The following is a 14767-nucleotide window of genomic DNA, read 5'->3' as shown; positions in this document are numbered from 1 at the left end:
CATAATAGTTACAAAAACAGAAGAAAAAAGCTGCATTATACAATGTCAGCTTTTCTTATTTTGATTCATTCGTTCTATTTTTATCCTGTTTTATTTTCATGACAAGTACAAATACATTCATTACGGCCAAGACCGTGAAGAAGATGGCGATGCCCGTCTGTCCTTTTATGAAACGGTCAATTGCAAAATAACCTAAAAAGATGATGAGTGCAATATCAATAAATTTTGGTGTCGTCAAACTGGAGGCTCCCCCTTTGTGCCAAACATTCCATTTGACTACAGTATAACAGTTCCTTATCCTGCATTGCTATCCTATTATCAAACTAGCGTTAGAATCTCTTCCAGTTTCTCTAGCAGACAATCCATCTGTTCATCCGTTCCGATCGATATGCGCAAATAGTTTTCGATGTGGGGCTGAATGAAATGGCGCACGAGAATTCCTTCTTCTTTCAACTGTACATATAACTCTGACGCTGCCCTTTCCGCGTGGGAGGCAAAAACGAAATTTGCCTGTGACGGGAGAACATGAAAGCCCATTCTCTTCAACGTTGCTGTAAAGCGATCCCGCGTCTCCTTGATTTTTTTAATCGTTGAATCGAAATACTCCTGATCTTTAAATGCAGCCGTCGCCCCGGCGATTGCAAGCCTGTCGACCGTATACGAGTTGATGGAATCCTTGATCCGCACGAGCGCTTCAATCAAATCGGGATGGCCGATCGCATAACCGACGCGCATGCCTGCAAGCGACCGGGATTTTGATGTTGTCTGGATGACGAGTAGATTGTCATATGACTTCACTAACTCCACAGCGGATGCGGTTGCGAAATCGATATACGCCTCATCAATGATGACGACCTTTTCGGGGTTATTCGCTACAATTGATTCAATCGATGAAAGTTCCATATAAAGACTTGTTGGTGCATTCGGGTTCGGAAGGATGACACCGCCTTCCGAGTTGAAGAAAGATTCTTCAGGGATCGTGAAGTCTTCATTTACACGAATGGGCTCATATGGAATGTTGAACAGTTTTGCGTATACAGGATAGAAGCTATACGTGATGTTCGGAAAGCGGATTGGCTTGTCTGGATGGAAAAAGGCCATGAATGAAAAAGCAAGAACTTCATCCGACCCGTTCCCAATAAACACTTCGTCTTTTGAAACGCCGTAAGTTTTTGCAATGGCAAGGCGTAAGCTCTCTGCTGTCGGAGATGGATATAAGCGTAGTTGACCTTCCAATTGTTCCAATATCGCTTCTTTAACAAGCGGACTTGGTGGATAAGGGTTTTCATTCGTATTCAACTTGATGATGTCTGGCTCATTCAATTGTTCTCCTGGCACGTAAGGAGCGGCCCGTTTCGCAATTTCACTCCAAAGCTTATTCATCTTGAGACCCCTTGCCTGTATGTGGCCTTCTGTTTTGTAAAATCGACTTCACATCATCGATTGAAACGTCCAATAGTTCCATCAGGACAAGTGTGTGATACGTCAAATCTGCTAGTTCGTTCGTCAATTCATCCTTATCCCGATTTTTCGCGCCGATGACGACTTCCGTCGATTCTTCCCCAATCTTTTTCAACACTTTGTCTACCCCTTCCCGGAACAGATACGAAGTGTAAGAGCCTTCAATCGGGTTTGCGCGACGTTCCTTGATTTCGTCTACGATTTCATGGACGACTGTACGCACTGAACGATCTTCTTCAAATCCGTTTGTATAGAAGCATGTCATTTCACCCGTATGGCAAGCGGGTCCTAGCGGCTCCACATGCAAGAGGATTGCATCTTGATCGCAGTCGACTAATAGCCGTTTAACAATTTGGCGATTGCCGGAAGTCACTCCTTTATTCCAAAGCTCCTGTCTGGAACGGCTGTAAAACCAAGTCTCTTTCGTTTCGAGTGTCTTTTGGATGGATTCCCGATTCATATATGCGAGCATAAGCACTTCGCCTGTCGTCTCGTCCTGAATGATAGCTGGAATCAAACCGTTATCATCGAATGTGAGTTCATCGAAATTCATCATGATTCATTCCTAACAACTTGTTTTTGTTCTTCCAAGTACGTCTTCAATTCACCGATATTAATTTCATCGAAGTGGAATACGGAAGCTGCAAGGGCTGCACTCACCTTTCCTTCCGTCAATACTTCTGTAAAATCTTCCAGCTTGCCCGCCCCGCCGCTTGCAACAATCGGTATATTAACAGCATCAGCCAACGCTTTGTAAAGCTCGATATCATACCCTTCTTTGACGCCATCACCGTCAATGCTGTTAACGACGAGTTCACCGGCGCCCAATTGCTCCCCTTTTATCGCCCATTCGATTGCATCGATTTCCGTTTCTTCCATGCCTCCCTTTGCAAAGACGGACCAATTTCCAGGAGCGGTCTTCTTTACGTCCATCGAAAGCATAACTCGTTCGGAACCGAATTTCCTAGCAGCTTCTCGAATCAACTCAGGGTTCAGTAACGCAGCGCTATTAATGGAAACTTTATCCCCGCCGATGCTGAAGACTTTTTCAATATCTTCGATTGTCCGAATCCCACCACCGACGATGAATGGAATCGGGACCTCTTTTGCAATTTCTTCGATCAAATCAAGGAACATTCCCCGGTTTTTCGTAGAGGCGGATATATCATAAAAAACGAGTTCATCCGCGCCATCCGCGACATATTTTTGTGCGAGTTCAAGCGGGTCAGCCACCTCTTGAACATCTAAGAATTTTTTTCCTTTCACGACTTTACGGTTATCGACGTCCATGCATGGAATAATTCGTTTTTTCATTTCCCCACCGCCTCCAATGCTTTTTCTAAGGATAGATTCCCTTCATACAATGCTTTTCCGATAATAGCGCCATATAGATCCATCATGTTCAATTTCACGATGTCAAGATTGGTTGATACCCCACCTGAAGCAATGACGTTTATGTCTGATGCTTTGTTCATCACATATAGCTCGTCGAAATTGGGACCTTGCAGCATACCGTCTTTCATGATGTCGGTATAAACGACCGTTTTGACGCCAATTTCCTCAAGCCATCGCAACAACTTGACCGCTTTGACATCAGTCGTTTCCATCCAGCCGTTTGTTGCGACAAATCCATTTCGCGCATCAATCGACACTGCGATTTTTTCGGCATATTTGGCGACCGCTTCTTCGACAAACCCCGGATTCTGAATGGCTGCCGTCCCGATAATGACCCTGCTGACGCCGTTTGCAATATGTGAATCGATCGTTTCCATCGTCCGTATCCCTCCGCCGACTTGTACAGGGATTTTTACAGCCTTCGCAATTTGCGCGATCGCTTCCTTATTCAATGAAGTACCGGTCTTTGCACCGTCCAAATCGACGACATGTATGTACTCGGCCCCTTGCTTTTCCCATTCTTTCGCTACTTCCGAAGGTGTTTCATGGTAGACGGTTTCCTGTGCGTAATCGCCTTGTATGAGACGAACGCATTTGCCACCTCTAATATCGATTGCCGGAAATAAAATCAATGACGACTCCCCCTTATAAGATGCCTTTTGTCGATGGAACCCCTTCTATTTCAGGATTTATTGAACTCGCAATACGCAAAGCCCTTCCAAAACTTTTAAAAACCGATTCTATAATGTGATGGGTGTTCTTTCCGTATTGCAAATTGATATGCAAAGTCACATTTGCGTGTCTCGTGAACGCGAGGAAAAATTCCTCCACCAATTCGGTATCAAAGTCCCCCACTTTGTCTTTCAGTCCTTCGACATTATAGACGAGAAAAGAGCGCCCGCTTATGTCGAGTGAGACGGTTGAAAGTGCCTCATCCATCGGAGTCGACACCATCGAATACCGTTCGATCCCTTCCTTTCTTCCAATACAACGGTTGAACGCCTGCCCAAGCACAATACCGATATCTTCGACCGTATGGTGCTGATCGACGGCGAGATCACCATTGCATTCGACTATCAAATCAAATCTGCCATGCTTCACGAACAATGTCAGCATATGGTCGAGAAAGCCGACTCCCGTCCGTATATCGGTTTTACCTGTTCCATCGATTGCAAACTCAAGATCAATTGCAGTTTCCGTAGTGTTCCTCGAAATTTCACAGCTTCTCATTCCGCTTCCTCCTTCCGCAGTCGGATCGATTCGGCGTGTCCCGTCAACCGCTCCGCTTCCGCCATAACAATGATGTCATCCGCCACTTCATTGAACGCTTCCTCCGTGTATTGAATAATGCTCGATTTTTTAAGAAAATCGTAAACGCCTAACGGAGACGAAAATGCGGCAGTTCCGCTAGTCGGCAATGTATGATTCGGTCCCGCCATATAATCCCCCAATGCTTCCGGGGAAAATGGTCCGAGGAAAATAGCGCCAGCATTCCTGATAAACGGCAGTTGTTCCATCGGATTTTCCACCATGATTTGCAAATGCTCCGGTGCAATTTCATTCACAACGCCAATCGCTTCCTCCAGCGAATCAACAACGATGATTCTGCCAAAATCGTTTATGGATCGACTTGCAATATCCACCCGTTCCAGTTTAGACAACTGGATTTCGACTTCCGCCACAAGCTTGCCTGCAAACTGTTCGCTAGTCGTCACACAAATGGCCGCTGCCCTTTCGTCATGCTCCGCCTGTGACAGCAGATCTGCCGCCACGAACACAGAATTAGCCGTTTCATCCGCCAAAACACAAATCTCACTCGGACCTGCGATCATATCGATCGCAACGTCACCGAATACCCATTTCTTCGCCCTAGCTACATATGCGTTGCCGGGACCAGTTATTTTCATCACTCTCCCGATCGATTCCGTTCCGTAGGCCAATGCGGCGATCGCCTGAGCTCCGCCCACTTTATAGACAATATCGATACCGCACTCTTTCGCCGCCACAAGCACATGTGGATTCACTTTCCCGTCCCGCTGCGGCGGTGTCGTGATGGCAATATGGTCGACCCCAGCAATTGTTGCGGGGATAGCATTCATCAGAACAGTTGACGGATAGGCTGCCTTCCCACCGGGCACGTAGATGCCGACCTTTTCAATCGGGGACACTTGCTGACCGAGTAAAATTCCTTTTTCTTGTCGGATGAACCATGAACGTTCCCGCTGTTCTTCATGAAAGTCAGTGATTCTTTGTTTCGCTTTCAGTAGAGATGCAATAAAGCTTTGGGAGACGAGCGTGTATGCCTCATTGAATTCGTCATTCGTAACAATTAGGCTTTCTTGTTTCACACCGTCAAACCGCTCCGTGTACGTATGTATTGCCGCGTCTCCATTCAAGCGGACGTCGTTTATAATCGCCAGCACTTTCCTATCGAATTCCAAATCAGTAGTTTGTTTGTTCCGCTTTTTTATTTCCACCGTATAGTCGGTCCCAGTGACAATTTTCATGAATACACCTCCAAACCTTTCTTTACGTCGGCTATGAATTGTTGTATCCGTTCTGTCTTCATCGCATAGCTTGCTTTATTCACAATCAATCTTGCGCTCACTTCTGCAATTGTTTCGAGAACAACTAATCCATTCTCTTTCAACGTTGCCCCAGTTTCGACGATATCGATGATGTAATCTGCTAAACCTATAAGCGGCGCTAATTCTACCGATCCGTTCAACTTGATGATTTCGGTACGGAGGCCTTTTTGTTCGAAATGTATTTTTGCCAGATTCGGATATTTCGATGCTACAGTGAGCTTAGGTTTGTCTATCATTTTTTCGCCTGGGAAGCCCGCAACCGCTAGTTTGCATTTTCCGATGCCAAGATCCAATAGTTCATATACATCTTTCGGGTCTTCCAATACGACATCCTTACCAATCACCCCGATATCCGCCGCTCCGAGCTCAACATACGTCGGAACATCGACTGCTTTTACGAAGATCAGCTTGATGCTCTGCTCGTCATCTGTGAAGATGAGTTTCCTGCTTTTTTCATCAAAGTCCGAAAATAGGATTCCGGAATTCTCCAATAAGGAAAGCGCTTGGTTTGCGATCCTCCCTTTTGCCATTGCAATCGTTATCGTATCCATCCTTCATTCTCCTCCTATCCTTTCAACAATTTCTGATTATCGGAAGCCTTTAACAATGATTCGATTTCACAAGCGAATCCTATTGCCGGCAAATCGGCTCCAAATTCATGGCCTAAACGATCGTATCGTCCGCCCATCAGCACCGGCTTTCCAAAATGTCCAACATACCCTTGGAATAGGATGCCTGAGTAATAGTCCATTCGGTTGATCAACCCAAAGTCGATGACAATTTGCTCTTCAAAGCCTTGTGCAGATAACCTCCTGCAAACTTCCCCGACATATGAAAGGGTTTCTTCCATTCGAAAAGCTGTAGATATTTCCTTTGCACGACGGAGGACATCTCCCGGCTTTCCGTAGAGGTGTGGAATTTGCATGATGGCATATTTCATATCTGGATCTGCATCTACATTTTTCAGTAACGGTGCAATTTCAACACTGTTCTTTGCTTGAATCAATGCTTTCAACTGATCTATCTGCAATTCGGTCAACGGTAGCTTTGCGATCATTTCTTGAAAAAAAGCGGTATGACCAATTTCAACCTTAATATCTTGGAACTTCAAATCCTTCATCGTTTGCAAGGCCAAGACAATCGTTTCTGCATCGACTTCTGGTGACCTTTCACAAAAATATTCAATACCGGATTGTGTCCTTTCAATTTTTTCAGTCGGATCAGATGACCGCCGAAACACTTCCTGTATATAATAAAAGCGGCGTTCGCTTGTCAGTTTGGTTTCAGAGTGAGACAATTCCTGTGTAATCGGAATCGTCACATCCGGTCTGAGGACAAGTACATCCCCAGCAGGATCGACTATTTTCACCATCTCTTTCCGGTTCACCGAGCTCGTCACTTTGGAATAAAGGTCATAACGTTCAAATGCCGGTGTCCTGACTCGATGGAACCCGTGAGTGGAAAAACGTTTGCTCAATACGCTCGTGACTTGTTCAAACTTTTCATCTTCAGTCAAATTCGGGATCATTTGCATACCACCTTTTACTTTCGCTTTATCACTTTACCTCATTAAAGTTATAACGTACTATAAATCTATATTTCTTATTTGTCAACTGATAGGGGGAATTTTTTAAATGTTTGATTACCATATGCATAGTTCATTTTCAAGAGATTGTAATGTAGACATGGGAGAAATGGTGAAGGGAGCGATTTCAAAAGGACTTGCGGAAATCTGCTTCACGGAACATATCGATTATGATTATCCCGATGATTCAATTGAATTTGATTTCGATAAAAGGAAATACGGTGAGCGGATCGATGAATTGCGGAGGCGGTATGACGGGCAGATTCGCATTATGAAAGGTGTCGAAATTGGTGTGCAGCCGCATTTATTGGGACGTTATGACGAAATGCTAAATGCTGAGTCATTTGATTTCATTATTTGCTCGATGCATACGGTTGCTCGGAAAGGGTTGCATTATGGGGATCTCTTCAAGGGGATTACAGTAGAGGAAGCATCTTTGAAGTATTACACCGAATTGCTGCATTGCGTGAAAAACTTTACGAACTATTCCATTTTAGGACATGTTGATTTGATTAAACGGTATGCCCCTAAGGTAGTCGAAAATGACTTCCATGATGTGTTGCGTGAAATATTTAACGTGATCATTCCTGCTGGAAAAGGGATTGAGTTGAATACATCCGGAGTGCGATATGGATTGCCGAACGGATTGCCGAGTGACGATGTTTTGAGGCTCTATAAGGAATGCGGCGGGGAGATCATCACACTTGGATCGGATGCACATAAGCCTGAGGATATCGCTTTCGATTTCAAGGAGTCACTCGAGCTGTTGCGATCGATCGGTTTCCGATATATTTCAACGTTTGATGGATTGAAGCCGACTTTCCATTCGATTGAAGTACTTTGATGTAGGAAGGAACTCACTTTGAGCGCGGGACCTCTCGCTTTGGACGCGCGACCTCTACCTTTGGACGCGCGATCTCTCCCTTTGAACGCAAAACAGCCCGCTTTGGACGCGGGCTGTTTGCTTTTTTTATTTTCCAACAACAACCGTCTTAATAAGTGCGAGTCTTTCCCTAACATTGTGCTTCGCTTCTACGGATTGTGGTGTTTTGGCTGGCAAAGCATCTGTCTTGAGGCCGAAACTGTCAGCAATCATCCTTGCTCTCGCAAGATGGAAGTCACTTGTGATAATCGTTATTTCATTTACTTCTTCTGGCAGTAGCTTCTTTGAATAAAGGATATTTTCGTACGTCGATGTCGACTCGGTTTCGAGCTGCAGCCGTTCTTCCTGCACGCCATTCTCTGTCAAATACCGCCGCATCGCTTCTCCTTCGGCAATGTCCTCGTCCGGCCCTTGCCCTCCTGATAAAATGAATTTCACATCAGGATATGATTCTGCATAGGCTAACGCCTCTTCCAACCGATAGCGCAAAGTAAGCGAAGGTGTCTCCCCGTTCACTTTAGCACCAAGAATGATTGCATATTCATTTGATCCATCCGCCAACGGTTTCTGTCCATCTGTCATCCATTTACCTAACCAGAACCAAGTTCCTAACCCGAGTAAAACCGCTGCAATTCCTATCGTCATCCCCAACTTCTTTGTTTTCTTCACTTGATCACCTATTCAAGTCAATTTTAGTATATGAGGGATCCGCTGAAAAAATGGCAAGTTCCTTCAGGATAACCTTTCGACGCCAATGCCGCGTTCCTTAAGCAAGGATGGATAAAAGGGATCGTCTCCGATTGAATAGACACGGTCGCATACATTCGTAATTTCGTCCATGTCGTGGGACGTGTAAAGAATCATTTTTCCGTCTTTCCTAGCTAAGTTCAGCAAATAACTTCCAATCTCCGTTTTTGACTTTAAATCAATCCCGACTGTCGGTTCGTCCAATAAAAGTAGAATCGGGTCATGCAGCAGGCTGATGGCCAAGTTGAGCTTGCGCTTCATTCCCCCGGACAGTGAATGGACCGGTTCCTTCCACTGTGTCAACTGCATGTCGAGACAGAGATTCCTGCATTCTTCGGGCGTTCTCCTTTTCCATGAGAGCTTCTCGAAAAAACGCATATTCTCTTCGACTGTATACTCTTCCCAAACCGAAATATCTTGGGGCACATAGCCGATTATTTGCCGTAACTGCTTAAAATCATCCTCATATCGCTTACCATCTAAACGCAATTCGCCAACGGAAGGTTCCATTGCCGTCGCTAAAATTTGCAATAATGTCGATTTTCCGGCTCCATTCTCGCCGACTAGGCCGACTATTTCGCCTTCATTCATTTGAAACGAAACATCTTTCAGCACAGTTTTCCTTTTATATCGTTTTTGGACACCTTTCACTTCAAGCAATTCGTTTTCCCCCTTTCACCACCCATGCAACCAACAGCAACATTAACAACACGAGCCAGCCTATCGGAATCGTCGTAGTCATTAATGAGCGTACAGGACTGAGAACCTCCACCCATTCCCATCTTCTCGATAAAGCGTCGAGCGGTACGATAGCTCCTCCCGTGACCGTCAATAAAAGCGCTACGGCAATTCCCGTTATGTAGTACATAAACAATTGACGGTAGACGACCGCAAGCAAAAAGGCGAATAGATTCAACGTCACCCTAAACGCGAGCATCGGAAGAATGATAGACGAAGTGACCATCTCCAGCAATACAAAGTGGAAGACAATCAAGGCAAGCACGTCCGATACAACCGTCAACACTGAATACAAACCTAACATTCGTACTGCATGGCTTTTAAATGAGGTAGACGTGTATAACCATCTCACTTGCATCGAAGGTCTGCTTTCCTTAATCATCCAATCGAAAAGGAAAAAGGCGGCGATAATTGTGAAAAACGCCCAAACTGCTTTGCTGTTTAAAAGCTCCATCGGCTTTTCATTAGGCTGTCCCGTTTGTTTGCCGTATGAAAAACTTGTGTGGAGCAGACTTTCATTCTTCTGTTTCTCTATACTTTTTTGAATGATCTCTTCATAATCCCAATCATCTTCCATGCCATAGTCTTTAAACAGCTGTTGGATGACCCCTGCCGCTTTCGACCTTGAAATATCTTGTTGGGCAAGAGACATAATCGTTTCTGAAATCGCCGGATATGCGAAGGATCGATTGGAAGAATAAGCTTCAATCAATCCATTCCGCCGATTCGCCAATACGGATTCGCCGTACCCTTCCCGGATGACGAAAACACTGTCGAGCTCATGCTGCTTCAACTTATGAAGGGCATCGTCGAGCTCTAAATGTCGAACGGACAACATTTCATTTTTCTCTATTTCTTCAGCCAACTGCGTTGCCAACGGAGAAGAATCTTCAACGATGAGCGCAATCGGAACTTTCGACTCGTCTTGCAATATACCAAATGTCTTCATAACGAACACGGTCAGTAATATTGGAGCAAGCAGCCAGCAGATTACACTTTTCCATTCCTTTTTCAACCTGAAAAATTGAGCGGGTAGTCGATTCATCTGCTCCACCTCTCTTTCCAGCTGAGCGACAGCCATAAGGCGATACATGCAATGAGCGCATAAATTGCTAATGAAGTGAAATCCGCATAATTACGCCCTTCCAGCACAAGATCTATCATCCATCCAAGTGCAATCGGTGAGAACAAATAAGGAAGCAATTCTTGAAAAACTTGCGGAAAATAAAGAGTAGGAATTAATGCACCACTCACTACTACAACGCCGAAAACAAATGCGCATTGTACAAAAAGAACAATCTTCTTTAATGGCAACAATACATCGATCATAGCAATGCCGCAAAGAAGGATAAAAGCATACAACAATGTAAATAAACCAAAACGCATCATATCGACAGCATAAAATTCAACTTGAAGAATATTAATCATGACGTAAAAAGCAAGTCCTGCGAGCAATGAACTTGTAACTAGCGAAATGATCAGCCTTCCTGCAACCCGCTGGCCAACGCTAACGCCGAATAATTTCAGCCTCGTTGCCATCGCTTTTGACTCTTCCTTTTCAAGTACAATGTAAAAGGACAATAGCCATACCGAGAAGACAAGGAACCAGCCTGACAGCACAAAGTAATGCATCGGCGACATTGTTGCCGAATTCTTCAATACTTCTTCATCTAAAAGCTTATCTTTGCCTAATGTAAAGAGCGTAAAATCAACGAATTGATCAAACATCATTTCCATCCGCTCATCACGGGGCATCGAAGTTTCCTTTGCATAGTCGTTGATCACTAAAATATTCGCCTGGGCGGCAGCAATGTAGCGTGCCAAACTATCGACCAGCTGCTTTGCGATGAAGCTATCGATTGGTCTCGATGGATTTCCGACCATCGGGATTGTTACCGATTTCCCTTCATATAGGTCGTCGGTGAAATTTTTTGGCAATGAAAAAGCAGTGCTAATTTCATTTCTTTCAATCAACAGCTCGGCTTCTTCTCCCGATGCCTGAAAGACTTCTATGTACGTCTGCTCGTTAGCCGTTTCCGTCAACAATGTGCTGATCAGCTTCGATTCCTTCGTCTGATCTTCGTCAATTAACGCGACACGGATTGGAGAGTTCTCGGTCGGTATGATCAGACCCGCAGCAAGGCCGACCAACATTCCAATTAATACAATTGGAAATAGAAAAAGAAGAAGAAGGGTCGCCCGCTTCTTCTTCAACTGTTTCAAGTTTTCATTCGTGAAAAATAATATCCTTCGTATCGATTGCAAACAGCTCACTTCCAATCATCAGAAGTTTTCTAGCTCACTTTGGAGATCGCCCATCAGATCCGTTACCCATTTCTCGAATTCTGCAGACAAATCGTTTCCAAGATCATCCAACTCATCACCACTCATATTACCGACATCAACGAGGTTGTCGGAGTCATTTGGCATATCCACTTTCTTCGCAATTTTCGCTTCTTGTTTTAGCCGAAGGTAAATGTCTGATGTGGAAATAGCTCCAGACGGGTCGATGATTGTGAATTCATGATCCGCCTTCATCGAATCTTTTTCATGTTCTGCTGTACCGCTCCAAACGAGTTTAGGAGAAAAGCTTCCGTCAGAAATTGATATCTCACGATTAAATGTACGTTTTTTTCCGTCCAATTCTTCTTTTCCTTTATACGTAGCATCGGCATCTGGCAAAGCTATTGTCATAGTATCGTCCGACTTTCCGTCTTTCCACCTTAAGTCGCCTGTGAATTTGACGGTCTCATCTTCTTGCGTATACGAGTCTGTTCCTGTGAATGAATAATCCCATTTTTGACCAGATTTCTCTAAGAATTGGACACCTGCAATTTTCAATGAGGAAATTTCATCTTCATTTACTCCTAATGACATAGCAAATTCCCGCTTAACGATGCTGTTCGATTTATGCCAGATCGTCGATTCGAGACCATTCGGAATATGCCACCCATTCACTTCATCAACCGCTTCATCAAGTGAATCCTCAAAATCAGTAATCATATCGGTAAGTTGCTGATCAGATACATCGTCAGTCATCGTCGAAAAGGCGATTTGCTCCTTCAAAAGCGCTTTCAGCTTTTCATCATCGCGTGCTTTCTTAAATAGATCTACTAGCAAAGTTTTCACTTGTTCTTCTGAAAGCTTCATTGCCACTTTTTCTGTTTTCATCTTCTCGCCGAACACTTCAATTTCTTCTTTTTCGCTTGTAAATGCCTCTTCAGGCAACTCGTGATAAAGGTATTCCATATATTCCTCATTCACGTACTTTTGGAATTCTCCATTCATAGAAAATTGTTCTTCAAAAATACGGGATAAGCCAAGCTTTTCCGGACCTTCGTAAAAAGCGTCCGCTTCCTTCATCATTTTACCGAAGTCTTCATCCATGAAAAAGAGTATTTTATCGGTGAATGGCATCGCTGCCATCATCTTTTCAGGAGTAAAATAAAACGTCACGAAATCTGAAGAAACGGAGCCAAATTTCCCGCTGAAATCCATTTCCCATTCTTTCTTCACGGAATCTTTTGTTTGTTTCATTGTAAATGTTGTGTTGTTAAGAATTCTTTGCAGTTCGACCATATTATAATCTGCGTTTGGATCATTCCATTCAAAGGAAAGATCTTGGGTCGTTTCTACCGGCTTTTTCTTCTGGACATCCATCCAGTCAAACTCATTTTGATAGCGTTCTTGGAAAAGGTCTCCCATTTGCGTGAACGTTTTCGTCTCGGCTAGCAAGTATTTCACTTTTGGTGACTTGTTTAAAAGAAAGAATGCGGAAACCGATCCGACACCTATTAAAAGCACGGCTGTCAGCACTGCAATCAAAAGTGCGGGCGACTTCCTCTGCACTTTCGTTTCTTGTACATCCTCCACCTAAACTTCCTCCCTGTCGTAAATAACTTTCAAAGATTGGTAATCTAATGCATCATAGAAATTCTACTACAAAAAAAGGATAAATGTTCCTTAATTCGTAAATTGATTATTATTAGCTAGTTAGCAAGATTAGGAATTATATCCTACGCACAAAAAGCCTCCCGCTCATTCCTGCAGGAGGCAACAACTTAGTTAGTTTTTCACTTTTTGCTTTTTATTCACCGTACTATGAACTTCCGTCGGCAGGCCCCAAAGCTGGATAAAGCCGACAGCTGCGGACTGATCAAATTCATCATCTGACGTATATGTCGCCAATTTTTCATCGTAAAGTGAATTGGATGATTTTCTTCCTTCAACGATCGCATGCCCTTTGAACAATTTCACACGTACAACTCCGTTGACATATTGCTGCGTCTCTTTCACGAAGGCTTCCAACGCATTTCGAAGCGGCGAGTACCATAATCCGTTATAGATTAGTTCGCTTAGCTTCTGAGAAACGAGCGGCTTAAAGTGAGCGACATCTTTTACGAGCGTGATATCCTCCAATTCCTTATGCGCCTTCAGCAAAGTAACGGCACCCGGACACTCATACACTTCACGTGATTTAATGCCGACGAGTCTATTTTCGACGTGGTCAATTCTTCCTACCCCATGTTTACCGGCAACCTCGTTCAATTTCAAAATCAGTTCGCTTAATGGATATTTCTTTCCGTCAATGCTGACAGGCACACCTTTTACAAATTCGATTTCAATAACATCCGGCTTATCCGGAGCCTCTTCGATCGATACTGTTAAACCGAATGCATCTTCAGGCGGTGCTGCCCACGGGTCTTCAAGAATTCCGCATTCATTGCTGCGTCCCCATAAGTTTTGGTCAATCGAATACGGACTGTCTAGATCGATCGGAATCGGAATGTTCTTCTCCTTCGCATACGCGATTTCCTCTTCCCGCGACCAGCTCCATTCACGTACTGGTGCAATGACCTCAAGTGAAGGGTCAAGCGCTTTGATCGCAACTTCAAAACGAACTTGGTCATTTCCTTTTCCAGTGCAGCCATGCGCTACTGCCATCGCATTTTCCTTATGCGCGACTTCAACAAGTTTTTTGGAAATCAAAGGACGTGATAACGCTGAAACGAGAGGATATTTATCTTCATAATATGTGCGCGCCTGCAAGGCGAGCAATGCATAATCCTGAGCGAACTCTTCTTTCGCATCGATGACGTAGCTGTTCACCGCACCGACTTGCAATGCTTTTTGTTGAATGAAGTGCAAATCTTTTCCTTCACCGACATCCAAGCAGCAAGCGACTACGTCATACCCTTTATCCGTTAACCATTGAACCACTGAAGTGTCAAGACCACCAGAATATGCTAATACGACTTTTTTATTTCCCATTTATTCGTCCTCCTTTATTCAATCGAGTGTATCTTTATTCATCTTTATGTATTTTTATAATAACATACATTTTTTGAATAGCAATAGATTTGTATGAGG

Annotated in this window: 16 protein-coding genes; 1 reads left to right on the top strand and 15 read right to left on the bottom strand. The window is 44.0% G+C overall.

Annotation, left to right across the window (positions count from 1 at the left end; all coding sequences use genetic code 11):
• Positions 1–55 precede the first annotated feature (55 nt).
• The 9 genes from AC0L13_RS05930 to AC0L13_RS05890 form a co-directional block, all read right to left on the bottom strand.
• Complete coding sequence (locus tag AC0L13_RS05930) at positions 56–238, bottom strand: hypothetical protein (RefSeq protein ID WP_473644936.1); 183 nt, start codon at positions 236–238, stop codon at positions 56–58.
• An 80-nt stretch (positions 239–318) separates the two neighbouring features.
• Positions 319–1383, bottom strand: a complete 1065-nt coding sequence (hisC, locus tag AC0L13_RS05925; protein WP_473644934.1) for a histidinol-phosphate transaminase — start codon at positions 1381–1383, stop codon at positions 319–321.
• On the bottom strand, positions 1376–2017 hold the full coding sequence (gene hisIE, locus AC0L13_RS05920; RefSeq protein WP_473644932.1) for a bifunctional phosphoribosyl-AMP cyclohydrolase/phosphoribosyl-ATP diphosphatase HisIE: 642 nt from the start codon (positions 2015–2017) through the stop codon (positions 1376–1378). The genes hisC and hisIE overlap by 8 nt, the downstream gene beginning before the upstream one ends.
• A complete protein-coding gene (gene hisF, locus AC0L13_RS05915; protein WP_473644931.1) occupies positions 2014–2775 on the bottom strand; it encodes an imidazole glycerol phosphate synthase subunit HisF in 762 nt (253 codons plus the stop codon). The genes hisIE and hisF overlap by 4 nt, the downstream gene beginning before the upstream one ends.
• Entirely contained in the window at positions 2772–3488 is a 717-nt protein-coding gene (gene hisA, locus AC0L13_RS05910) for a 1-(5-phosphoribosyl)-5-[(5-phosphoribosylamino)methylideneamino]imidazole-4-carboxamide isomerase (protein ID WP_473644929.1), read from the bottom strand. Before hisA ends, hisF begins: the two co-directional genes overlap by 4 nt.
• 13 nt (positions 3489–3501) lie before the next feature.
• Positions 3502–4086, bottom strand: a complete 585-nt coding sequence (gene hisB, locus AC0L13_RS05905; RefSeq protein WP_473644927.1) for an imidazoleglycerol-phosphate dehydratase HisB — start codon at positions 4084–4086, stop codon at positions 3502–3504.
• Positions 4083–5363, bottom strand: coding sequence for a histidinol dehydrogenase (gene hisD / locus AC0L13_RS05900; RefSeq protein WP_473644924.1), 1281 nt, complete (start codon positions 5361–5363; stop codon positions 4083–4085). The genes hisB and hisD overlap by 4 nt, the downstream gene beginning before the upstream one ends.
• Positions 5360–5995, bottom strand: a complete 636-nt coding sequence (hisG, locus tag AC0L13_RS05895; RefSeq protein ID WP_473644922.1) for an ATP phosphoribosyltransferase — start codon at positions 5993–5995, stop codon at positions 5360–5362. The genes hisD and hisG overlap by 4 nt, the downstream gene beginning before the upstream one ends.
• Positions 5996–6009: 14 nt before the next feature.
• The gene (locus tag AC0L13_RS05890; protein ID WP_473644920.1) at positions 6010–6972 is read right to left on the bottom strand and encodes an ATP phosphoribosyltransferase regulatory subunit; all 963 of its coding nucleotides are present in this window, start codon (positions 6970–6972) and stop codon (positions 6010–6012) included.
• 106 nt (positions 6973–7078) lie between these two features.
• Here AC0L13_RS05890 and AC0L13_RS05885 point away from each other — a divergent pair, with 106 nt between their 5' ends.
• Positions 7079–7873, top strand: a complete 795-nt coding sequence (locus tag AC0L13_RS05885) for a histidinol-phosphatase HisJ family protein (RefSeq protein ID WP_473644917.1) — start codon at positions 7079–7081, stop codon at positions 7871–7873.
• Between the two features lie 126 nt (positions 7874–7999).
• Here the strand turns inward: AC0L13_RS05885 and AC0L13_RS05880 are convergent, their stop codons facing one another.
• From AC0L13_RS05880 to AC0L13_RS05855, 6 genes are all read right to left on the bottom strand, one after another.
• The gene (locus AC0L13_RS05880; RefSeq protein WP_473644915.1) at positions 8000–8581 is read right to left on the bottom strand and encodes a YdcF family protein; all 582 of its coding nucleotides are present in this window, start codon (positions 8579–8581) and stop codon (positions 8000–8002) included.
• Positions 8582–8644: 63 nt separating this feature from the next.
• Positions 8645–9310, bottom strand: a complete 666-nt coding sequence (locus AC0L13_RS05875) for an ABC transporter ATP-binding protein (RefSeq protein WP_473646863.1) — start codon at positions 9308–9310, stop codon at positions 8645–8647.
• A gap of 1 nt (position 9311) precedes the next feature.
• A complete protein-coding gene (locus AC0L13_RS05870; RefSeq protein ID WP_473644913.1) occupies positions 9312–10442 on the bottom strand; it encodes an ABC transporter permease in 1131 nt (376 codons plus the stop codon).
• A complete protein-coding gene (locus AC0L13_RS05865; RefSeq protein WP_473644911.1) occupies positions 10439–11662 on the bottom strand; it encodes an ABC transporter permease in 1224 nt (407 codons plus the stop codon). Before AC0L13_RS05865 ends, AC0L13_RS05870 begins: the two co-directional genes overlap by 4 nt.
• 18 nt (positions 11663–11680) lie before the next feature.
• Entirely contained in the window at positions 11681–13270 is a 1590-nt protein-coding gene (locus AC0L13_RS05860) for a hypothetical protein (protein WP_473644909.1), read from the bottom strand.
• Positions 13271–13462: 192 nt separating this feature from the next.
• Entirely contained in the window at positions 13463–14668 is a 1206-nt protein-coding gene (locus AC0L13_RS05855) for an argininosuccinate synthase (protein WP_473644907.1), read from the bottom strand.
• Between the last annotated feature and the right edge of the window lie 99 nt (positions 14669–14767).

Source organism: Sporosarcina sp. QA0331 (assembly GCF_055808055.1).
Note: the sequence above shows the minus strand (reverse complement) of the source record. Positions and strands in the feature narration are given on the sequence as shown.